Annotated in this window: 21 protein-coding genes; 2 read left to right on the plus strand and 19 right to left on the minus strand. The window is 46.5% G+C overall.

Going from position 1 to position 23,336, the window contains the following annotated elements; translation table 11 throughout:
• Positions 1 to 55 precede the first annotated feature (55 nt).
• The 11 genes from tssC to HGP28_RS02665 all read right to left on the minus strand — a co-directional run bounded on the left by tssC (position 56) and on the right by HGP28_RS02665 (position 12,122).
• On the minus strand, positions 56 to 1,534 hold the full coding sequence (gene tssC / locus HGP28_RS02615) for a type VI secretion system contractile sheath large subunit (protein ID WP_168834883.1): 1,479 nt from the start codon (positions 1,532 to 1,534) through the stop codon (positions 56 to 58).
• Positions 1,531 to 2,037 (minus strand): type VI secretion system contractile sheath small subunit, encoded by a 507-nt coding sequence (gene tssB, locus HGP28_RS02620; RefSeq protein ID WP_168834884.1) that lies wholly within the window; start codon positions 2,035 to 2,037, stop codon positions 1,531 to 1,533. The genes tssC and tssB overlap by 4 nt, the downstream gene beginning before the upstream one ends.
• 23 nt (positions 2,038 to 2,060) lie before the next feature.
• Positions 2,061 to 2,585 carry a type VI secretion system tube protein Hcp gene (locus HGP28_RS02625; protein WP_168834885.1) on the minus strand — a complete coding sequence of 175 codons (525 nt, stop codon included), beginning with the start codon at positions 2,583 to 2,585 and terminating at the stop codon, positions 2,061 to 2,063.
• A 79-nt stretch (positions 2,586 to 2,664) separates the two neighbouring features.
• The gene (locus tag HGP28_RS02630; RefSeq protein ID WP_168834886.1) at positions 2,665 to 4,050 is read right to left on the minus strand and encodes a type VI secretion system protein TssA; all 1,386 of its coding nucleotides are present in this window, start codon (positions 4,048 to 4,050) and stop codon (positions 2,665 to 2,667) included.
• A gap of 5 nt (positions 4,051 to 4,055) precedes the next feature.
• Positions 4,056 to 5,111, minus strand: a complete 1,056-nt coding sequence (locus HGP28_RS02635) for a hypothetical protein (RefSeq protein WP_168834887.1) — start codon at positions 5,109 to 5,111, stop codon at positions 4,056 to 4,058.
• Between the two features lie 26 nt (positions 5,112 to 5,137).
• On the minus strand, positions 5,138 to 5,437 hold the full coding sequence (locus HGP28_RS02640) for a PAAR domain-containing protein (protein ID WP_168834888.1): 300 nt from the start codon (positions 5,435 to 5,437) through the stop codon (positions 5,138 to 5,140).
• Complete coding sequence (locus HGP28_RS02645; protein ID WP_211091865.1) at positions 5,416 to 6,015, minus strand: DUF6931 family protein; 600 nt, start codon at positions 6,013 to 6,015, stop codon at positions 5,416 to 5,418. The genes HGP28_RS02640 and HGP28_RS02645 overlap by 22 nt, the downstream gene beginning before the upstream one ends.
• The gene (locus tag HGP28_RS02650; protein WP_168834890.1) at positions 6,015 to 8,069 is read right to left on the minus strand and encodes a type VI secretion system Vgr family protein; all 2,055 of its coding nucleotides are present in this window, start codon (positions 8,067 to 8,069) and stop codon (positions 6,015 to 6,017) included. The genes HGP28_RS02645 and HGP28_RS02650 overlap by 1 nt, the downstream gene beginning before the upstream one ends.
• A complete protein-coding gene (locus tag HGP28_RS02655) occupies positions 8,066 to 9,160 on the minus strand; it encodes an ABC transporter substrate binding protein (protein ID WP_168834891.1) in 1,095 nt (364 codons plus the stop codon). The genes HGP28_RS02650 and HGP28_RS02655 overlap by 4 nt, the downstream gene beginning before the upstream one ends.
• Entirely contained in the window at positions 9,157 to 11,295 is a 2,139-nt protein-coding gene (locus HGP28_RS02660; RefSeq protein WP_168834892.1) for an MFS transporter, read from the minus strand. Before HGP28_RS02660 ends, HGP28_RS02655 begins: the two co-directional genes overlap by 4 nt.
• Positions 11,292 to 12,122, minus strand: a complete 831-nt coding sequence (locus HGP28_RS02665; RefSeq protein WP_168834893.1) for a hypothetical protein — start codon at positions 12,120 to 12,122, stop codon at positions 11,292 to 11,294. The genes HGP28_RS02660 and HGP28_RS02665 overlap by 4 nt, the downstream gene beginning before the upstream one ends.
• Positions 12,123 to 13,152: 1,030 nt before the next feature.
• Here HGP28_RS02665 and HGP28_RS02670 point away from each other — a divergent pair.
• The gene (locus HGP28_RS02670; protein WP_211091866.1) at positions 13,153 to 14,382 is read left to right on the plus strand and encodes an anaerobic sulfatase maturase; all 1,230 of its coding nucleotides are present in this window, start codon (positions 13,153 to 13,155) and stop codon (positions 14,380 to 14,382) included.
• A 65-nt stretch (positions 14,383 to 14,447) separates the two neighbouring features.
• Here HGP28_RS02670 and tdh read toward each other — a convergent pair whose 3' ends face one another.
• The 6 genes from tdh to HGP28_RS02700 form a co-directional block, all read right to left on the minus strand.
• A complete protein-coding gene (tdh, locus tag HGP28_RS02675) occupies positions 14,448 to 15,479 on the minus strand; it encodes an L-threonine 3-dehydrogenase (protein WP_168834894.1) in 1,032 nt (343 codons plus the stop codon).
• Between the two features lie 153 nt (positions 15,480 to 15,632).
• Entirely contained in the window at positions 15,633 to 16,826 is a 1,194-nt protein-coding gene (locus HGP28_RS02680; RefSeq protein WP_168834895.1) for a glycine C-acetyltransferase, read from the minus strand.
• 227 nt (positions 16,827 to 17,053) lie between these two features.
• Positions 17,054 to 18,460 carry a sensor histidine kinase gene (locus HGP28_RS02685; protein WP_168834896.1) on the minus strand — a complete coding sequence of 469 codons (1,407 nt, stop codon included), beginning with the start codon at positions 18,458 to 18,460 and terminating at the stop codon, positions 17,054 to 17,056.
• 39 nt (positions 18,461 to 18,499) lie between these two features.
• On the minus strand, positions 18,500 to 19,234 hold the full coding sequence (locus HGP28_RS02690; protein ID WP_168834897.1) for a response regulator transcription factor: 735 nt from the start codon (positions 19,232 to 19,234) through the stop codon (positions 18,500 to 18,502).
• A 166-nt stretch (positions 19,235 to 19,400) separates the two neighbouring features.
• Positions 19,401 to 20,099, minus strand: coding sequence for a spondin domain-containing protein (locus HGP28_RS02695; protein WP_168834898.1), 699 nt, complete (start codon positions 20,097 to 20,099; stop codon positions 19,401 to 19,403).
• A 9-nt stretch (positions 20,100 to 20,108) separates the two neighbouring features.
• Positions 20,109 to 20,783: a spondin domain-containing protein gene (locus tag HGP28_RS02700; RefSeq protein WP_168834899.1), complete on the minus strand. Its 675-nt coding sequence runs from the start codon at positions 20,781 to 20,783 to the stop codon at positions 20,109 to 20,111.
• 381 nt (positions 20,784 to 21,164) lie between these two features.
• Between HGP28_RS02700 and HGP28_RS02705 the strand changes: the two genes are divergently transcribed.
• Complete coding sequence (locus HGP28_RS02705; RefSeq protein ID WP_168834900.1) at positions 21,165 to 22,097, plus strand: LysR family transcriptional regulator; 933 nt, start codon at positions 21,165 to 21,167, stop codon at positions 22,095 to 22,097.
• Between the two features lie 35 nt (positions 22,098 to 22,132).
• Here the strand turns inward: HGP28_RS02705 and HGP28_RS02710 are convergent, their stop codons facing one another.
• Positions 22,133 to 22,522, minus strand: a complete 390-nt coding sequence (locus tag HGP28_RS02710) for a cytochrome b562 (RefSeq protein WP_168834901.1) — start codon at positions 22,520 to 22,522, stop codon at positions 22,133 to 22,135.
• A 67-nt stretch (positions 22,523 to 22,589) separates the two neighbouring features.
• Positions 22,590 to 23,051 carry an SRPBCC family protein gene (locus tag HGP28_RS02715; RefSeq protein ID WP_168834902.1) on the minus strand — a complete coding sequence of 154 codons (462 nt, stop codon included), beginning with the start codon at positions 23,049 to 23,051 and terminating at the stop codon, positions 22,590 to 22,592.
• Positions 23,052 to 23,336 lie beyond the last annotated feature (285 nt).

Raw genomic sequence — 23,336 nt, forward strand, 5'->3', positions numbered from 1 at the left:
GCTGTGGACTTATTGCCCATTCGACGCAAAGCGACAGCGTTGTTGTAGCACGCCATTAACCAGGAATTTTCGTCACCATACGCACCGAGGTCGTGAGCTCTTCCAATTGCAACCAAGGACGCAAATGAGCCACGGCAGAATAAGCGCCAGGTTTGCCCGGTTGTTCCACCACCTGAATTTGCGACTCACATAAAGGTGTTTTGGAACGCTCTGCATTGCCTACTGCGCCTGAGTTGGTGTATTGGTCAATCCACGTTTGTAACTGTTTTTGCACATCATTCGCTTCAAGATTTGAACCCAACATATCGCGCCCCATGACCTTGAGATAATGAGCGATACGGCTGCTGGCCATAATGTATGGAATGCGCGCGGATATGGCCGCATTACTGGTGGCATCAGGATCGGTGTAAGTCTTGGGTTTTTGCGCCGTTTGGCTGCCAATGAAAACACCGTAATTGGTGTTTTTGTAATGAATCAGAGGTAAGAAGCCTAAATCGCTCAACTCCTTTTCACGCTCGTCTGTCAAATTAACTTCTATCGGACATTGCTGCTGAATGTCGCCAGCATCCGACTTAAAAGTAAGATTTGGCAAGTTCTCTACTTTGCCGCCGTTGTCGAGACCACGAACGGCAGTACACCAACCAAAAGCGGTGTGGGCTTGAGTCATTTTTAGACCAAACTCAAACGCCGCATTTGACCAGACCAAATCGGAGTTTTTAGTCGGTTTCGGGTTGCCTTCCGCATCGGTACCCAACTCTTCATAGTTAAACGCATTGGTGGACAGTCCTTTATCACCATATGGCAAACGTGCGAGAGTTTTTGGCATCGTTAGTACCACGTAACGCGCGTCATCACTTTCTCGAAATGCATTCCAAGACGCGTACGCAGGTGAGTCAAACCCAGCAGCAACTGGCTTGCCTTCGTCAAAAGTTTCAAACGAATCAAACTCAAACATCTGCGGATTGGCTGCTGCGATAAATGGCGCGTGGCTTGCTGCTGCTGTCTCACCCATGTAGCGCAATAACGCGACGTCCTCATCTCGATGGGAAAAACTGTAGTCACCGATCAGCGCGCCATAAGCCTCACCACCCGCTGTGCCAAACTCCTTTTGATACAAGGCATCAAACAGCGGACTACGGTCGACCGCAGGCGCGTCTTCAAACTGCTCAATCAGTTCATCTTTGGTAAAATCCACCAGCTTAATTTTAAGTGATTGCCCAGTTTCACTCTCGCGTACCAGTTTATTCAGTCCACGCCATGAGCCTTCTAGACGCTGAAACTCATCATGTTGCATCACTTGCGCTAGCTGCTTCGACATTTGAACATCAATTTGCGCTATTGCATTTTCAATCGTTTTTGAAACATTCTTATCCCACGTTACCGTACCACTTAGCGCTTGCTCGGCCAGAACTGAAAACAGCTCTTTTGTGGTATCCGCTGGCGTTTGTGATGTCGCTGCAATCGCTCTATCAAGTACACTGATTGTCGCATCTTCTGCCTGTACGTCGGCTCGGGTTTCTAGTTCAGAACTCATGCCTCACCTCCCTGACTTTCGATTCCTAGCTCACTCGATAGCGCATTAATTTGATCCGCACTTTGCAATACTTCCTTGAGCAGTTTTTCAAGATCTCTTGAGCGGTCAGCCTTAGACAGCAAGGTCTTGAGCTGTTGACGAGTTTGCGCAAGTTGCTTAAGCGGTTCAATTTGTTCAATCAGCGCATCTGGCTCAAAATCCTTCATTGAAGAAAATGAGAGCGCGGCTTCAAATTGGCTGTCGTCATCTTGCAGTGTATTGTCTACTTTTAATTTCAACTCCGGTCCGACGCGATTAAGCACGGTATCGAAGTTATCTTTATCAATTTGATAAAAGGTGCGTTCTTCTAACTCTTCACGCTCTTCCTTATGTGCCGAAAAATCACCAATCACACCAACGACAAATGGCAGCTCTTTGGTTTCAACTGCGCCATTGGTTTCCACGTCGTAAGTGATGCTGACACGGTTTTTACTGACTCTTTTATGTTGTGAATTCAAAGCCACGTTACTTCTCCCTGTAATTCAGATTAGGCCGCCTTAGATTCAAGCTTGCCAGTCGTACAATCAAATTTAACCGTATCACCCTTTTCAATTTTGCCGCCGTCACCCTCTTGGTAATACACTTTGGTTAACGTGGTGTAAGTGAGCGAAAAGTCTTCTGCTGGTAATTGACCATCACTGCCTGAGATGTTGTAAGCCGCGATTCGTGCTTTCTCGAGTGTCAACACAAGGTAAGGATCCGCACCTGCGCCATCACGCGATGGTTTAGTTAGCAAAATCTCTACTGTTTTCCCCTCAGCGCCTGGTGCAAATAAGAAGGTGGTTAGATGTGGTGATGCACCGTCAGAAGTACGATTAATCGTAATCGCATCGAGCGATACCATGCCCTTGTCTGCGTTATTTGCGTTACCAACATCAACACTAACACCTCGGTTTGCACCCCAGCTCATGTTGTCGATAGCAAAAAATCCTTTTTTACCGCCAATTTCGCCTATGGTTGCTGCACCTTTAATGCTCGTTAATCCGTCAATTCGCATAAAAATAGAAGCCATGATGATTCCCTTTTGTCATTGTGAATGTTTGTGTGCGTCACTGGCTCTCTTAATCAGTGTTGCAACACAATGGTTACGGTTACCACTCCATGTTCGCAAGCCCGGAATCGGCGCTTTGAGTGGTGGTGATTTCTTTGGTATTACTCTCTTGTAAAGCGATTACTGCGCTTTGATGGTCATCGTTCTTATTGACCATTGGACTTGGTTTTAAAGATATTGGTGGTGGCGCAGCGCCATTCACACCCTCATCTTGAGCACTTTCCAATCCGGCCAATTGTTCGATACGCTGCTGAACCTCTCGATTGTCTCCAACCAGCTCCTCGAGTAACTCAGGCAGTGCCATCCCACCCCAACGAATCGCGCGTTTCAAAAGCAAATAAATTGGGCTGTGGGGCTCATACGTTAAAAAATAATTTGCAATTGTTTGTAGCTGCGCGAGCGCTTGCGCTCGAGTTTCAATCGCAGCGTGGTGATGAAAAGCCGATTGATTCGCTTGCTCAAGCGTTGCGATTGAAAGCCCCTTTGAATGCACAACCTGAGCATCTTGTGATGCCATAGCTTGTGTCGCAGCAAGGTTCATTTCTGTAGAGGGCGTGGCAAGCTCAGTAACAATCTCGGTCTCAACATTTTGCGCCTCGGCCATAACGGGTGGGTCAAGCGGCCAGTGTGAAAATTGATCGCCAATCAAGTATCGAAGCGCTGAAATGAGACGTTCAATCGTGTGTTTGACGAAGCGAAATGAGATGGGTGCGGTGTTCACATCTGCACACTTTTGTGCAACCAAAGCCTCGAGTTGAGTTAATGCCGTTAAAGAGTCGCCTAACGCGACGATTCGGGCTTCAACATCGGCTTTATCTTGCGTCAGCGCTTGAGTCGCCTCTTCTTTTAATGTGTTTAATGTGCCGTCTTTCTCGGCACGATAAAAACGGCCAAAATCGATGTCGCCAATCAGCGGTAACATTTGCAGTGGTCGATAAAGTAGGCCACTTTCAGCGCTATCGCCCACCAGCTGTAATAAGGGCTTAATGCGATGCTCAACAATCTCAAGCGCCTGCTCCTGCTCAGTGGTGCCTTTGCGTTTTTTTTCCGGTAGCGTCGGATGTAAATCATCCCAATAACGCGCACAAACCGCATGCATAGATTTAAGCGCCATCGCTAAATGAACCAGAGGCTCAGGAGTAAACAGCTGTGCAACGGTCAGCCAACACAAGATTTCGACATCTTTTGATTCTGTTTGTAAGCAAGAAAAACATGAGGTTGACAGCGTTGCCCAATGTGCCGCATTGGTATCGACGCACTCAGCATCGTCAAGTGCATCAGGCACATCAACCAACTGCCGAAAAGAAGACTGAGCGACATTAAATTCATTACGATAGCGCCGAAACAAGGTACGATTTTCTTTAAGATACATGCCTGTCGGGTTATCACCTGAAATGGGCTCCAGCAGAGTATCAAACTTATCCATATGGATTACCCTTGTGCGTGCCAGTTTGCTGCCGTTCCAGTCACACCCGGTTTAGCTTGCGATTTGGTAAAGTTGGCCCAGATAAAACTGGCCAGATGCGATATCGCCCAAGCCTGTGCGGGACCCGAGTCTTGATTGGCCTGTTTTTCAGGTGCATAAGGACCACACTGAATCACCAGCGGTCGCACGCCATTTTTGTAACTGTAATGTTTGGCTGCAGGTAAAGTTTCGCGCTCGCGAGCACTGGGTAATTTCAAGTTATTTGAAATCAATTTAGAGAGAATATTGGTGGCCAATAAAATATGTTGGTCACCACAAGCGATGCTACGGCAGTGCGTAATCGCGGTTCTAAGTTTATCACCTACTTTGCCTTTGATATTACCGGGTACCGTTATCACACACTGTGGGTCGTCCCAAACAAATTTCTCTTCGCCATCAATGCGAGCCAAACGTGACAAATTGTAAAAAGCATGCCCATAGGTTTTCCCCCACGCCATTTGGCACACATTGAGCTGCAGTTCGACAATATGAGGAATTTTTTGTTTCGGCATTTGGACGTTATTGACTTTGGTTGAAAAGTTAATTTCCACCTGGAGAAAAAATTTCACGTCCTTGTATTGATCCTGGATTCCGACTGCCCATAAGTCTTTCACCGCAGGCGTTTGTTTGTCTTTAAGTGCTTGATATTCAGGGGTGGTATAAATGTAATCGCGAAACGCTAACATTTGTGCAACCGTTCGAAACACTATGGTTGACCGTGCAATGTCTTTGACCTCAAGCGGTTTTTTGACCCCTGACGTTTTGTCTGTCGAAGGGTTGTCCCACTGAGTAATGCCACACTTTGCTGCAATGCGCTCACGGGTCTTTAGTGGCCCTCGAATATAAGAAATACGCTTACCACTTTCATTATTCACTTTGTTTGAAAGGGTTTGCATAAACCTGTTCAATTCGTCTTTGGCCAAGTCGGCTTGCTCAATCAGCTCTTCTATCTGATTGCGTTTATGGTCATGACTCCAAAACGTCGTTTGCGAAATCACTCTGTCTAAGGTGTAAGTTGGCATCGCTCCCTCTCATCCAATTCTTTGTGTTATCCACCAATTTGTACCGTTGGTGCTCCCAATACAATACTGCCACCATGCGCTGTGGTATCTCCCATTCGCGCAGCCGGCGTGCTGTTAATCAACACAGTCGCACTTCCTTTTGCTATCGTGTCTGGCGGCCCAACACAGGTCACCATATCGCCCATTTTTGCTGCAGGCAGACCACAGATAAGCACGGTAACCGCACCTGGCCCAATGATAGGACCGCCTACATGTGGAATTGGCGGAACGCCTGGTGTTTGCATAGGACAAGTATGCATATCGGTTATTCGAGCCGCGCTTGGCATGCTGCCTCCTTGACGGTGACTTTCGCAGGTTCGCCATGCGCTATAGAGAGTGCGGTTTGAACTACCGTTTGGTAATAACGCTCGTAACCTTGCCACTCTGGCAAAGCCGCGGCGGTATTTACCGCTCCAGCGACGGCTTTGGCGTGGAGAAAATCTGCGGGCATCACCACCGGATTATCAATCGGGGCAATACTGCCAAAGCCACTCCAAAACACCGAATAACCAAGCCATTTTGCCGCGCTTTCATTCGCCAGTGGCACTATCATTTGTTCAATCTTACGTCGCAGCGGTTCGTTAGGTTGCTGCACCCAGTCGGAACACAACGCTATGATTTGGCGCTCGAGTTGGCTGAGATCATCAAGACGCAAGCGCAGCGATTGAACGGCCCACCAAAGTGCTTCGCGCATGGGCAGGGCATGAGCAAAAAACGCGGTTAAATCTAGATAAAGACGTTGTTTTTGCAGCTGGGTTATCACCTCAATCGGCGCCCAGTTGCCATCGATGACATCAGCCGCCTCTGGTGAAAGCTCAAAGTGAGTCAAAATGCTGTGAGATTGTGCGTATGGGATCTTTTTCATCAATTCACCATTAAAATTGTGCCTTTAATGGCGGTTTGTCCGGATGAGCTTACTTCCGCTTGAGCTGCCCCCGATACTTTGGCGGTGACATCACCTTTCACTTCTGCATTTAAGCCTTGTAATTTCGCTCCGGTACTGCCTTTGGCGGTAAAGCTGGTTGAGGCACTTAACGTCATTGCCGTGCCTGCTTTACCGGTAAACCCACCTTGCGAAGAGATACTGACCGAGGATCCCGATTGGCTCAACGATCCGCCATCTAAGGCAATTTTTGAACTACCACTTAACTGAACTGTGCCACTTACAAGCTCAATCTTGTCGCTGCTCATCACAATTTTACTGTTACCCACTTTTAACGTTAACGTGTCTTCAGCGGTCAGAGTGATGGTTTTTGCCTGCTGGGTGATGGCTTCTTTCGCAGCGAGGGAAAACGTCTTATCGGTTGAAAAATCAAATCCCGCTTTAGCGGTCACTATGCTTTTTTGCTCGATAGTTTGACTGCGATTTTTGGTGATCTTTTCGATCAGTTCGCCACCAACAGTATGCTGATGATCATTGATAACATCGCACGTCATATCTTTTGCAGCATGCAATGCAAACAGCTCATTCTCTTTTTTATCGTCGAAACGCCATTCGTTTTTTTGGCCCGCAAGTTGACTCCTGACACCCGATTGCGTTGTGTTGGCGGTAGGATAAGGCGGCTTATGTCCACTGTTGTAAACACTGGAGACCACAATCGGCTGATCCGGGTCGCCGTTAATGAAGCTCACCAGCACTTCTTGACCGGCTCTCGGCAGAAATTGGGCGCCATAACTCTTACCTGCTAATGTTTGCGCGACGCGCACCCAACAACTGGTTTTATCTCCGGTTTCATTATCCCAATGAAATTTTATGCGCACTCGACCAAGTGCATCATTCGCAGGCTCTCCCTCCGCACTGCCTGATACTGTGGCAGACTGCACGCCATGAAGTACCGGTTTGGCTTTCGTGACTGGATAAAAAACCGCATCCTCTGCTACGGCGATAATATCGGTGTGCAACCGGCCAGAAGTGTCATCGAATTGGTAACTCAATTCACAGACAAGGTATTGCCCGAGTTGTTTGCTGTCTGGGTGTGCGGCTAATTTCAACTTATGCCCGGCACACAATAATTCGGATTCTGTGGTCGCTTGAATTCGCTCGTGCTCAGAATCTGCTTGCCCGCGCACGGTTTCTATCATTTCGTTCGCCAAATCCGAGTAATTACCTAATCTGCTCGCGGTTGGATAACGATAATCAACCAACTTGGTGTGATTAGCATGGCTAATGCCGGTTTTTTTACTTTTACTGGTGACCAACTTTGACTGGTTATAGTCATATCCGGTAATTTCTGACGCGCTGCTGATAAAACATTGCTCGCGCTGCCATGTGAACAACACGTCACTTTGCCCTGTTGGGGCGGCAGCATAGTCCAACGTCACTAAATTCTGGTTAGGAAATGGCTTATTTGCTTGATGAAGATAAAGTGTATTGGCGTCGTCATTCCGCCCAAAGTAATAATGCACGCCTTCTTCAGCAAGTAAGCGCGTAATGAATTCAAAGTCAGTCTCATTAAACTGCACACAATACTCACGCTTACTCGAGGGCATAGCATTGACGCTATAGCATCCCTTAAAGCCTAATTCATCAAAAATGCTCGTGACTATAGTTTGGACTGACGCGGCCTGAAACACTCGGCAGCGACGAGAGTGCTGCAATAAATAAAGCCAAGGCTTTACTGTCAAACAGACACTGGCATAGGGCGAGTCTATTCGTGCCGATTGCGATTGTGCTTTGATAACATAGCCTCGAAACGAACGAAGTGCGTTTCTTCCACTGCCCGTTTCATCAAATAACTGACATTCAATCCGCTCTCCAACCCATAATGAAGGGTCGACGCTCGTCACCAAAGCATGCACTTGCCATTGATAATCACCACTAACGCCTTCTGAACCAGAAAAATTCGATGCAACATACTCCTTATTGTTCGCATCTCGTATCACTAACAAGCTGCCTTGAGGGTCGATTAATTCTCTCATTGCACCTTCCTGTTAACGTCATTCAACTCGCCGATGGTCGATGAAGATATCGACTTATTGCGATTAATTAACTCGGCAAATCGCAGCAGTTGAATGGGTGGGTATAACGCCATCTCACGCGCCACCGCCATATTGATGGTAATGGAATAACTGGCAAGTTCCGCAATCGGCATATCACCGGGGACAAGACCGTCCAAAACAATCCGCCCGGCCTGATTCGCGGCTAACTGCCCAACTCGAAAATACTTATTTGAGACAGAGATAAGCGCGTTAGAATCGGTCACCATAGAGTCGTATGCCGAGGCAACAGGAAGCTGGTTAGCCAGTGCTGCGCGAGTAAAGTCTTCTCGATGCAACAAATTATAAGAGCTAGACCCAACATAGATGACATCCACCCCCTGCTGAGCTAAACGCGCCATTTTATCGTGAAATTGATTCGGCAATGGCGTGCCGTTTTCGTCTAACTGATAGGTTTCTATCACTGTCTCAAACTGTAGCTCTCGCTCGAGTGATTGGAGTTTTTGTGTATTAAGGATGGAGTTCAACTCACTTTTTGCATAAAGCACACCAATCTTTTGCACAGGGAAATATTCGCGCATCACTCGAATTTGCACCGCCTCATCAATACGGTTGCGAATGCCAGTCACCATGGTTCGGCCCGAATATTCGCCACTGGATGTGATCCCAGCGCCCACTGGGTCAGCCACAATCATAAAGAGCGCTGGAATATCACCTAGTTTGGAGGTACTGCCCATCTGCGGTATACCGCCAATCAGAGCTTTACTGACGCTGGTTCCCCAAGTCACAACCAAATCGGGTTGCAGTTGTCGTGCCTCGTTAAGAAACATGTCCAACTTAGATTTATCACGTTCAGCATCTCGAACAATTACATCGACCGGCCACTGTTTCGCTTCAATGTGAGCGAGAAAACCTTGGCATGCTTGCTCGCAGCCCCGCCAAACCACCATATAAATTAGCTTGTTCGCATCCAGAGTCGATGCTGAGGTCTCCTTAATTTGATGCGGATTTTCGAATGAAAAACCCAATGCACTTGATGCGAGAAAAAGCCAAACCAGACTGAGAGCTTTCATAATGTGCCCTCTTCTGGTGTCAGTGTTTTGACTTGGTTTAATATGACACAAATCAACAAACCACAAATGAATATACCGACACCGACCACGCTCATTGCAAGGCCGAAAGAATATTTGGCAATCAAAGCGGCAACTAACAATGGACCAACCACGCTACCAATTCGCTCTGCCGTACGCAAAAAACCGAGCACTTCTGTGCGACCGACCTCAGGAGAATGCTCTGCGGCCTCCAGAGCGCAAGCAATCAGCGGCGCTTTTAATATCGCGTGTGCAACTCCCATTAATGCGACGGCTAATAGCACCTTATAGAGTGACGCTTCACCATAGAGCGAAATTAAAATCGCACCAGAAAGCAAGGTACCCAGCACGATCAATTGATTGGTTTTTTGTGTGCGATCTGCAATACCTGATGCCAGCGGACTAAGCGGAATAATCACCAAAGAATAGACCATCATGATGCGCCCAACTTCCGATTGACTCGCATCCAATGAAACCAAATAAAGCGGAACTAAGAAATACAGAAAACCGGTCAGTACAATCTTGGCGGGAATCGCGCAAAGCAAAACAATTGCCATGAAACGAACATTTTTGAGCAACAAAAATACGTTCGATTTGTGCTCGCCATGAACCGAGGCGACTGTCTTTTTGGGCTGAGACAAAAACATGCGCCAAGCTAAAACCCCTGCAAAGACGGCCAAAAGCGCCGAGAGTAAAAACACCGGTTGATAGCCAATTCGGTCGGCGATGATCGCGCCTAATGCGGTGCCACACATGGTCGCTGTCATTAGTACGCCAACAAAAACCGCCATTCCTTTAGCACGATTTTGAGAGGTAACAACTGCCGCGATATAACTTTGACAGCTAATGGTAATGACCGCGTAGCCCAATGCCGTCACACCTCTTGCTATTACGACCTCGAGACTGGTCGATGCAAAAGCGCAGCCTAAATAGCCAACGATTGCTGGGGCGAGTCCAATGAGAAACAGCTTTTTTTGACCCCAACGGTCCACCCAGCGAGCGGCAAATGGCGTCGATATCGCAATCACTAGCATAAATACCGAAATCGGTAATCCAAGCATGACATCTCTATCAATACCAAAACTGGGGTGGTAAAGCTCATTAACAAATAAGGGCATAAATGATTTGGAAAGCTCTTCAGCAAAGGAAAAAACAAAGAGCGGAATTCTTGCATCTACAATGCTGCCCTGATCTGAGCCAAACCGGCGCTGCAATTGAAAGCGATTCGAAAGTGACTCAACTTGCGCTTTAAGATCGACTTCACTGGCGTCTTTCGAGCGTGAAGGTGACGAGATAAGCTGAGCGAAAAGCGATTTAAATCGCGATTGCAAATCTTTTGAGTCTTGATTGAGTCGTTGTGAAAAACGACCTATCACTCCCTGCCGCGTCACATTTTCATTGACCGAAAAGTCCCCTTTGACTTGTCGTTTTAAAATCGACTCTGACTCCTCAAGCGGCCCGGAAACATAGAACATCACAACAACCATCACCACCTCAAAACACACCAGAAGCACGGCAATCAATACGATCGCGATATCGAAAAAGATATCGGTCAACTGTGATTGAACGTAAGAGGCATTTAAAGCCACAACGACAAAAGCGCGCTCATCATCAGTAAGGTGAATTGGCAATTGAAATAGATCGCTTGGCGGCGACTCTTGAGAAAACAACAAAGAGACCATTTGAGGCAGCTCAACCAGCATGACAGACAAACGTTCCAACAACGAAGACGCTAAATAGTCTGTTGCACTCTGGCGAGAAAGCGGGGGACTTGTTGGGTCAAAATCGGCGATAAGACCTGCGTGGTGAATAATGTCACCCTGATTTGTTAACGCAATAAAAGTCAGTTCTGGATATTGATTTAAAATGTCATTCAAATAGGTATCCATACCGCGGACCTGTCGAAACGGTACACCTGCGTCTATTGCCAGTTCGACATCGTCATGGATCAACTGGCCAATTGCATTTGCTTTCTTCAACAACTCAGGTTTAATCGCATGATTAAATTCAACTAAAGTGTATGCTGCACTAAGCAGTGATGCTAAAAAGGCACTGATCACCGTGATGTAGAGTAGCCGCTTATTGATTAGACTTGCTAATGTATGAAATTGATTCATTGAGCCTCCCGAGGGTTCCCACCCCTGTTTGCGGGTTTGACATTAGAATCAGAAGAAGCAAGCTGGTGTAACGAATCAAGCTCTGCGACAACTCGCGCTTTCATTTGCTCACTTTGTACCAATTGCTCTGCAAAATTTTGGCTGATGGTGCCTGATGCACGTTTCACGGAGAATGTTGACGCAGACGCCCCAGAGCGAAGTGCATGGCCTTGAATCAACCGGAGCACATTGGCAACATCACTAAAACCCATTCTTACCACAAGAAAAACGACAAGCGCGGCCAATAGAAAGAGAAGTATTGTGACTTCTAACAGATGCAAGCGCACTTGAGCGTAAACACCATGTAATGCGCTCTTATCGTATTCAATCACAAGGCTACCGGTAACTTGACCAAAATCACTGACTATCTTTAGCCCGCGAAACAATCGGTTGTCGCTATTCAAAAGCCATTTAGGCTCTTGAGTGGAAAACGCTCGGCGCACAACCTCGGTTGGAATAACGGGGTTGCTGATATCTGACACCTGAATAATCGTATTTCCGGCGATATCAATATAAGAAATGGTAATGACGTGGGCCTGACGACTTTTGGCTCGATCGAACTGAGCCTCTAAATTTTCAGCAGATTGATATGGAATACCTAATCGTTCAACCCGTTTCATCGATGTGCTAAGCGATTCGCTAATCACATCAAGCTTTGACGACACCACATTGGAGGAGAGGCTATCAAATTTGATGTAATTCATTAGATATAGAAGACCGAGCACAGCGATAAGTATCACCCAAATCGTGATCACTAACCGTAGATGTACTTCAAAAAAAACCTTCATCTTCCCTATCTCTAAACTTTAACTTGATGCTTCCTTACGCAAGTTCTGCACTTTGAATTAACTCCGTGATTGAGGTAACAAACATCTGACAAATTTACGATAGTGTGACAACTCAATAGAGATTTATTCAAAACGTTATTTATGCGCCCTTCAAATTTAATCGTTCTTTTTTTAAATTATCAATATTAGAAAAAATAACAACCATGCAATTAATGCGTATAATAGAGCATAGTCAATTTCTAAAAATGCATAAGTCAAAAATCATTAAATGTGATATGGGTGTAAAAATGACATGAATGCAAAGCGTGCCTTTCAATCGATTGTCATTTAAGTGACATAAAACCATGAAGTTAAATTAAATGACTATTATTCAATGCCTTAAATCAACATAAAAATAATGTGGTTAAATTTTCACTTAGAACGTTCAACTGATTAATATAACTCGACTCCCCTGTAGAAATCTCTCAGGCAAAAGCTAAGTATCGCTTGAGAGCGGGCAATAATCTAAGTAAATCACGAGGAGAGTCGTTACTATAATAAATGATACTTGGATATGCCATTTCAAACCGAGTAAAAGTCATACCACGGCCAGATGCCTTATAAACCCTACACTTGAAGAGATAGTATTTTTGATTAAATTCAATATTAATTAAATTATCCACTCGAACAATATAATTTAGAGTATATACTCACATTTTTAACCCATGGCATGATGCTTGATGTGCAGTATTCCAAAAACTATTAATCCTATTTAATCACCGTTTTTTGATATAACTGCTTTCTATATTGTATGAAGTATTGATCTATATCCAAACAAGTGATTGTAGCTATTGCATAAAATACAACTCACCCGAAAGCTACCACCAGATTAGCCCCAAACAACCTGACGATGCAATTTGACGACAAACGAGAAGCCCTTGAGCATAGATGAGGTTTGCGAGGGGCAGGCAACAACGTCAAGTGGGGTGGGTATCACTGTTTAACACATAAAAATACGAGACCGTCGAATTGCTATTTTAGCGAGATATTTATGGACAAATTTGCACCACTTCCTTTTCACATTATGGCGAAACCAACAAGTTATGTTTGTAACTTACATTGTGATTATTGTTTCTATCTTGAAAAGGAAGGGATTTACGGCCCCCCAACGCAACGAAGCAATTTGGCAATGACCGATGACGTGTTGAGACGATTTATCAAACAATACATTCAATCTCAACCGACAGAGACAGTTGATTTTGCATGGCAAGGAGGTGAACCAACATTAGCGGGTATTGCTTTCTTTGAAAAAGTGGTTGCATACCAGAAGCAATATAGCGATGGACGCCTAATCACTAACGCCTTCCAGACAAATGGCGTGCTTATCAATGATAAATGGTCTGAGTTCTTAGCCAAACACAACTTTTTAATTGGACTTTCCGTTGATGGTACAAAAGAGCTGCATGACAGATATCGCGTCACAAAAAGTGGCAAAGGGACTTTCCATCGCATCGTAAACGCTATCGAAAGTTTCAAAAAATATGGGGTTGAATTCAACACATTAACGGTCGTCAATAGCCTAAATGCTGAGCACCCACTTGAGGTTTATAATACGCTGAAAGATCTCGGTTCAACCTATCTCCAGTTCATTCCGATTGTCGAATCACGAGTGAATGTGTTTTCAAATCCGAACCTGATTTCCCAATTTACGCCCGCAGGTGACAATATTTTTCCCTGGACAGTCACAGGCGAGCAATATGGCAAGTTTATGACCGCTATTTTTGATGAGTGGGTACGTAATGACGTTGGAAAAACTTTCGTGCAACTGTTTGATACCACACTCGCGAGTTTTGCAGGTTATCCTGCAAGCGTATGTCTTTTTGCGAAAGAGTGCGGCCAAGCGATGGTGATAGAAAAAAATGGTGACATCTATTCGTGCGATCACTTTGTGTATCCAGAATTTAAATTAGGCAATATTAATGACCAATCACTATCAAAATTGGCTATAACCAAGCAACAAACTGAATTTGGAAAATTAAAATCAAATTTATCTGATGCATGCAAAAAATGTGAATTTCTTTTCGCATGTAACGGTGGTTGCACAAAACATCGCATTGTCAACACACCTGAAAGCGTGCCTCATAATTTTCTATGCGATGGATATAAACACTATTTCAAACACGTCGCACCTTATATGCAATTTATGGTGAACGAATTAAGGCATCGTCGCCCACCAGCTAACGTAATGCGTTACGCCAAGAGTTCTATGCTCAAGCAATAGAGAATTGACCCGAAACAGAGTGAACCGAACTTACAAGCCGCTCCGGTTCACTCATCTCTTTTGGTCTACTCCCAATCAAGAATAACTTTGCCAGACGCGCCACCACGCATCACATCAAAGCCTTCTTGGAAATCATCAATCTTGTAGTGGTGTGTAATAACCGGTGAAATATCTAGGCCTGACTGGATCAATGAGGCCATCTTATACCAGGTTTCGAACATTTCTCGGCCATAAATCCCTTTGATCACCAAGCCTTTAAAAATCACTTGGTTCCAGTCAATCGCCATATCAGATGGCGGAATGCCAAGCAGTGCAATACGACCGCCATGGTTCATGGTTTGAAGCATTGAGTTAAACGCCGCTGGGTTTCCTGACATTTCTAAACCGACATCAAAGCCTTCTTTCATGCCAAGCTCTTCCATCACGGTTTCAAGCGTTTCATTAGCGACGTTCACCGCTCGCGTTACACCCATTTTACGAGCCAAATCAAGACGGTATTCATTGACATCCGTGATCACAACATGACGCGCGCCAACATGCTTTGCTACCGCTGCCGCCATAATGCCTATCGGGCCTGCGCCTGTGATCAGCACATCTTCTCCCACTAAATCAAACGACAGTGCAGTATGCACAGCGTTACCAAACGGGTCGAAAATCGCTGCAAGATCATCGGAAATGTCCGCAGGGATCTTAAAGGCGTTAAATGCAGGGATGACCAAATATTCCGAAAAGGAACCGGTACGATTCACACCAACACCTATGGTATTGCGGCATAAATGTGTGCGTCCACCACGGCAGTTTCGGCAATATCCGCAAGTGATATGTCCCTCACCAGACACGCGGTCACCAATTTCATACCCACGAACTTCTTGGCCAATACCAACCACTTCACCGACGTATTCGTGACCCACAACCATAGGAACTGGAATGGTTTTTTGTGACCACTCATCCCAGTTATAAATGTGAACATCGGTGCCACAAATCGCTGTTTTCTTAATTTTAATCAGCAGGTCGTTTGGGCCCATCTCAGGCATATCAACCTGAGTCATCCAGATGCCTTCTTCCGGTTTTAGCTTAGAAAGTGCTTTGATTTTCATAAGATTTACCACTAATGACAACGACACTCGCTGTCATCCTTTTATCTCTATTTGATCAATGAAAAAACCGCCATAACATCCCTCTACAGCGCAAACCCTATTAACGCAGCCGCGCTCAACTCGAACGCGGGTATAAGTCGCGGAAAAACCGCCTTAAATAATGCCCATTTCTTGGCCGACCTCGATAAAGGCATCAATGGCTTTATCAAGCTGTTCACGGCTGTGCGCCGCCGACATTTGCGTACGAATACGTGCTTGGCCTTTTGGTACTACAGGGAAAGAGAAACCGACGACGTAAATGCCTTTGTCGAGCGAGCGTTCAGCAAATTCAGCCGCCACTTTTGCATCACCCAGCATGATTGGAATGATCGCGTGATCTGCGCCACCCATAGTGAAACCCGCGCCTTCCATACGCGCACGGAAATGCGCCGCATTTTGCCACAATTGGTCACGCAGCGAGCCACTCTCGGCAAGCAAGTCCAATACACGCAATGATGCCGTCACGATTGCGGGAGCAACCGAGTTTGAGAATAGGTAGGGGCGCGAACGCTGACGCAGCCATTCGATAACTTCTTTTTTGCCCGATGTGTAACCGCCCGAAGCGCCACCCATCGCTTTGCCTAACGTACCTGTAATGATGTCAATACGGTCGACAACATTGTGATATTCGTGCGTGCCCGCACCTGTTGGCCCCATAAAACCCACTGCGTGAGAATCATCGACCATCACAAGCGCATCGTATTTATCGGCTAAGTCACAAATGGCCGGTAAATTGGCCACGACGCCATCCATAGAGAAAACGCCATCGGTGACAATCAGTTTATGTCTTGCGCCAGCTTCAGTTGCCGCGATCAACTGCTGTTCTAACTCTTGCATGTTATTGTTGGCATAGCGATAACGCATTGCTTTACAAAGACGCACACCATCAATGATTGATGCATGGTTTAGCGCATCGGAAATGATCGCGTCTTCCGCGCCAAGAATCGTCTCAAAGAGCCCCGTATTCGCATCAAAACATGACGTATAAAGAATGGTGTCTTCCATGCCCAAAAACGTTGAAAGTTTTTGTTCGAGCTGCTTATGAATATCTTGAGTGCCGCAAATAAAACGTACTGACGCCATACCAAAGCCGTGCTCTTCAAGGCCCACTTGCGCCGCTTCGATCAACGCGGGATGGTTTGCCAAACCAAGGTAGTTGTTGGCACAAAAATTAAGCACCTCTTGACCGGTCGAAATCGAGACGGCGGCTTGCTGTTGAGAGGTGATAATGCGCTCTGATTTGTATAAGCCTTCGGCTTTCACTTCATCAATTTGCTGCTGAATTTGGGTATAAAACGCTGACGACATACGACTTCCTTAAATTAATCTGCCACGCCTTGCTGGCTTACCTCTTGTCACTTGAAATCATCGCAGAGCTTCAAAGCGCGTCTGCATGGAATTCAACGTCAACTGAGGATCTCTTTTTAGTCTAATCTAAGGCACCCAAAACCATTAGTCCTTGGTATGGAAAATCATTTGTGAACCGAAGGCACAAATCGTTTTTAATTGTGATATACCCAAACAATCCTGCAGCTTCAAGTGGAAAGGGTATAACCTGGCAATAGAAATTGCTGACGATAACGCCCGCTCTGATTCTGCGTTTCAAGTTGACTGTGATGCAGTAATAGAATCGACTGCACCACGCGCAAACCAATCCCAAGGTCGCCGTGAGGCGCGGCATCGGTAACGCCATTTTCGATGATAAAACGCCAGCGCTGCGTTGGCTGCTGCGCCAAAGAAATGTCAATCGTGCTGCCTTCAGGGGCGTGGCGCATCGCATTTTCAAGTAAGTTTGCTATCAAACGTTCAAGAAGCTGAGGATCGCCCCAAACCAGTGCTTGCAACATCGGTAGTGCCGAATTTTGAGCATCACGCCACTCAAGAGAACACTGCAGATGGCGTTTGGCTAACGTATGTCTTTGCCCTTCGACCACCTCTTCAATAAGCGCGGCGAAGTCCACTTTCTGCCACACAAATGATGGCATTCCGGTTTGCTGTTTAGCGCTATTGAGTAGCTCATGAAGGTGCGTCGAGATTTTTTGACAATTACGATAAGCCACATCAATTAAGGGATCGCCTTGCGGATGTTGAATTAACCAGGTTTCCAGATACCCCAACACGCTAGAGAGTGGGGTTTTTAGATCATGACTGAGGGCGAGCAAATTGGCTCGCTGCTGCTCTGATTGATATTGTAAATGCAAAAATTGTTGTTGAATGTGGGTGGCCATTAACTGGTACTGCGCCGCGATGGGTGCCAGTTCTGGTGCGCGCAACGTTTGCTCGGGAACCAAGCGAAAATCATTTTCAGCTTGCTGCTGCAGATCGGAAGTGACCCGCTCAATGGGGATTAAAAGAGAATGACGGACCAACCAATAGACCCCTAAGGCAAAACCGAGCACGGAAAGCAGTACCACCAGCGCGCTGATGAGATAAGGACTTTCGACCTCAGTTTGTGCAATCGCTTGATGCTTACGGCTGCCAATTACGACATAGAGATAGCCCATTGGCTCGCCATTCTCTTCAATTGCTGCCACAGAAAAGACTTTACCGCCGTCGCCCCGTGGATCTTGCCCTAAAATAGGAAATGGCTCGCCTTGCAGATAACGTTCTATCGGTGTCAGATCGACGTGGGTCGCCATAACAGCATCAGGCGGCGCGGCATGGGTGGTGATTTTTCCACTGCGGTCGAGAAAATAAATTTCGAAATCGGGCCCCATCAACATCAGCGTATGAAAAATCGATTTCAATGCGACTGGGTTGTAGTCTGTCCCTAACATCAGTGGGTTATCATCACGCATATGCTGAGCAAGATCGCGATGAAGACTTTGTGTCGTGCGCTGCTCTATGATCTGACTTTGTTGATGATAACAAAACACGACAACCGCGGTGGTAGCAAGGAACCACAAAGCGGTGAACAGTGTTAAACGCAACTTAAAACTCATGCATCCCTTCCTAGCTCCGTTACTGCTCAATCGAGCCACTCAATGGCGTGTGGTCAGCGGGTCAAATTTATACCCCACTCCCCAAACAGTTTGAATACAGTTTTGACCACGTTGACGCAATTTGCTGCGTAATCGATTTATCGTACTGCACACGGTGTGTTGATACCCTTCGTAAGGGGTTTGCCACACATGCTCAAGCAGCTCGGTTTTGCTGTAGACTCGCCCAGGTCGCTGAGCGAGAAAGTGCAACAGTGAAAATTCCGTCGCGGTCAGTGAGATCGACTCGCGATCAATGGCCACATCGTGCTGCTGAGGTGATATGGTTAAAGCACCAAATTGCAACGGCGTCTCAAGTGCGCCATTGAGCTCGTTGTTTGAGGGGCCTTCGCGATGCTGGTGACGACGAAGCACGTTACGCACTCGCGCTTGAAACTCAAGCACGCTAAAAGGCTTAGTGATGTAATCATCAACCCCAGCTTCGAGACCGTCCACTCGCTCTAGTTCACTATCTCGTGCGGTTAGCATGAGCACGGGTGTCCAATCATCGTTTTTTCGCAGCATTTGGCACAGCGACAGACCGTCACCATCGGGTAGACCGCGATCAAGCACCCAGAGGTCAATCTTATGCTGAGCCGCTAACGTCGTCGCGTCAGCGCAGCTTTGGCCACGCACAACATGATGGTTTAAAATCTTAAGGTGCAATTCAATCAGCGCAGCCAAGTCATTATCATCTTCAACCAATAAAATCGTTTTACCTGTGGGCAGAGTGTCCATTAATGTCGCCTTTTGCTCGCTCCTGATGCCCACAAGACCTAACCCAAGACAAAAAACTTTCACCCTTGTGTCCCCAAGTAACCTCGGCATGTGGAAGTTACTTGGGTATCTCATTGGTTTCACTAAAGATGCAAATCGCTTTAATGATATGAGAGGATCAACAAACTTAATCCAGTCTCGTAATTGTGACGACCGCCGCCGGATTCACAAACCGATGTTGTGGCCCAAGCACAGAGCTTGGTAACCCATCTGCCGCGCTCACCACACCAGGATGCGTACTCACGACATCAGTATCATCTCGCTCAGGATTAAACCCTTCTGCATCGCCTAAGTTTGCAGCCGCAGGCCCAGGAATCGTATCGGCAGATTCATCATTTGCTTCGGTACCTGCATCCCATACCACCATGTTCATTTCAAAACTCTCACCGACGGCAAGTGAGGAAAGTGGCAGCGCATTTTCACCAACGAAGGCATCATTGGTATTGACTAACATAGCGGCAACTGCGGCAGTCTGATTGGCGTAATACTCCACTGTCAAGGTCACCGTTTGTGTGGTGCCTGGGGCAATCACACCGCTACCGGATGCGGTTTGATAGACGTTTGGATCGGTACGACTTAGCGCGAGCAGATCCGCGTTATCCCCCGCTTCCGCTAATTGCTCAAGCGGCACGGACGCTGGCTGGCCCACCGTAAACAACTGAAATTGATCATTGTGGGTTAAGATCGTCATCGGTGATAGTGGCTGACTTGACGTTACATTTTCGATACTCACCATATAGCGCGCTGTGTTGTCATGATCATCTCCATCATGACACGCGGTCAGTATTCCTGCGACACTCAGAGCCGCAATGACTCGATAATTCATATTCGCCTCCTATTTCACCGTCACAGTCATAGTTGCCACTGGGTTCAGCCAGCGATGCTGCGTGTTGCGTAAATCACTCAACCCGCCAGTAGGATCAGCGTCACCGAGATTACCCGGGTGAATATGCACCATTGGGTTGGTAATCGAGGTTTCAACGCCAGTACCGCCGGTATCAAAGGTCAAGAAAGGTGGGTTGGGAATACTGGCTTGTAATTCATCATTGGCTTCGGTACCTGCATCGTAACCGTACAAATTCACTTTATACGTGCCTGCGGTCGTTGGAATTTTCCAGCTATCCAAGCCAACAAAACCATCGTTGGTCGGCAATAACATTGCTGTCACGGTAAGGTATTGATTATCACCAGTGTCAAAGCTGAATGCGATAGAAGTGGACGGGTTTAATGGCCCATTGGCGGGATTTTCGTATACCGCCCCACCGATATTGCCAACAATGGTCGAAAGTTCAGAGATATCGCCCCCTTCCGCCATCAGTTCTAATGCGGCGGAAGCCTCTTTGCCTGTGCGGAACAGGTACGCATCTCCATCGTGAGCGGCAAACAGTAAGGGGGTAAAGTAGATGCCCTTAGTAACATTATTGAACGTGATATCAAGCTCTGCGGCCTGCGCGGTTGCACCAAGGGTCAAAGAACTGGCAAGCAGTCCGAGAGTGAGTCGTGTATTCATTAGGTTGCTTCCTCTTGTTTGCTAATATATCCCCAAACAACTTAGCGATGCAGTTAGGCGACAAGCGAACACAGCCTCTAAGCACAGCGGCGCTATGTGATGAGGTTTGTGAGTGCCAGTGCCTTAATTTCTTAAAGAAACGCGCTGCACCTTCAAGTAGAACGGATATGATTGGGCATATTGGTTTGACTTGCTAATAAGCATGCCAAGCAAAAATGACAAAGCGCTCCGCAAACTCTCACAATTTTCTCACAAATATTGCGTGCTTTTCTCCGCCTCGTGAAATGCGGGATTTGTGCCTTGAAAACAACTGAGCGACAATACGTTTCTCACTGGACGCAAGTTCAGACTTTAAAATCGTGTTGTGACGGAATCTCTCTCATGGTCAACCCCAAGTTGCTGGCGCTCTTGCCGGACTTAGCCACTTTCATCTTAATCGTCAATGAGGGCAGCTTTACCGCAGCCGCCAAACGTCTTGGTGTGACCCCATCGGCTCTGAGTAAGCTCATCACGCGCTTGGAAAAGGCGCTCGAAGTGAAACTGTTTGAGCGAACCACCCGCCAACTGGTGATCACTCAAGTTGGCTCACGCATTTATGACCAAAGCCTTGCGATGGTGACGGCAGCGCAGCAGGCTATTGAAATTTCAGCGCAAGATCACGCAGAGCCTCAAGGCTCACTCACCGTTGCCGCGCCAGAAGCGTTTTTAAACAGTGTGCTGCAACCTTTTGTGCTGCCATTTTTAGCCCAATACCCCAACATTGAATTAAAATTGCGCGCCGCAGACGGCGCGATTGATCTGTTCCATCAAGGCATTGATGTTGCTTTTATGCTCACCGATAAGCCCGATGAAAATTTAGTGCTGAAAGAGATCCGCCCAACCAACTTAGTTCTGTGTGCATCACCGAGTTATGTGGCTGCGCGAAGCATGCCACAGCACCCACAACAGCTCAGCGAACATGATTGTTTGTATTTGGCCGAAAACGACAAAGATAATCTCTGGTCTTTTTTTCGTGAAGATGCCTTCTGCACTGTCGCAGTGAAAGGGCGTTATTCGGTGAACCAATCCCAGCTTAGACTCAATGGCGTCAAAGCTGGATTGGGAATTGGTATTTTTCACGATTTTGTCATTCAGCAAGCGCTAAACGATGGTGATGTGATAGAGGTATTGCCCGATTGGACGCTGAAAAGTAACTATCATGGCGTTATTGCTATGCAATATCCACGCATGACTTATATGCCTGCACGATTACGCGCGTTTATTGATTTTATTGAAGAACAAGTGATACCGAAATTGGAGCAGCACAACCTGTGAAGCCTCCCAAAAGACTCTAAAATCAATTGAAAACCTTAATTGAATAACGTGCTCCAAATGCTGGGGTTACGCTTTTCGTGATAGGTCTCTCTCAAGTCATCAATATCACGCAGACGCGCTTGAGCTTGCTTGAAATTTCCCGCCGCAAGCTCGGCATCAATTATGGTTAGCGTGTGCGACAAGCGCTCAAATCCCTCTTGATACATCGCGTTTTTTTCAGCAGGATACTCACCACGCTTGGCTTCTTCCACCAATGCACGAAACGCGGTGATCGCTTGTGTCATTTCCTCGGCTGTTTGCGCCTGAGCGGCCTGACGAAACTCCCACTTGAGTGATTTCATATTCTGTTTTAAGTCAAAGTCGCCAGCCATCGCCACTGAACCTAGCACCATACTCAAACTGAGAAAAAGGGTGACATACCGCATTTGCACTCCTTGCGCGCGAAATAAATCAAGTCATCAGACTAACAGATTACCTTTTGCCGCGCATCTTTCATTCCTGACTCTCACAAAGCTGTTTAATCAGGGGCAAAGCTTGCTGCCAACCCGAGTCAAACAAAGCAGAAAACGCATTGTGTGTCGTAACTGTAATGGTCAAAAGGACACTGTTTTCTAGCACCACCAACTGATAGCGCTCTCGCGACCCGATCCATTGCTCAACGATAGTGCGATTGACGATGGCATCACCGTTCGACATGGAGAGTGGCATGATCATTTCAACATGGTGAAATTCAACGCTCTGATTAGGAATATACTCATCAATAATGACTTTTGAGCCGCCAAGTTCAGCATCCGAAAAAACCAACTCACCACCAACCCGCCATTGACCTTTAAATGTCGAATGTGGTGATATGACCTGCGCCCATTTTTCATAACAATCCACTTCCGTCAACATACGCCAAATACACTGTGGCGTTGCCGAAATTTCAATTTGATAACATAAGGTTTCTTGCACTTTACCCCCATAAAGTACGGTTACTACGCTCTGTTTAACTGGGTATAGTCAAGGAGGCTCACTTTACCAAACCCAACGCGGCAAAATGCGTCCCAACTCAAACCCCAAAACCAAACCACGTGACATTTACATGAAAATCCTGCGGTTAAAGTGTAAAAATCTGGTATGACAAGTGATGCAGGCTCAATGGTGGTAAATTTTTAGTGAGAACAGAGAAATCATCTTTACAAAAGCAGTGACAATTCGTTACAGTGGCGTTGACAGAACGCCTCGCTTGCGCGTCTG

The organism is Vibrio agarilyticus (genome assembly GCF_012641465.1).
Lineage (GTDB): Bacteria > Pseudomonadota > Gammaproteobacteria > Enterobacterales > Vibrionaceae > Vibrio > Vibrio agarilyticus.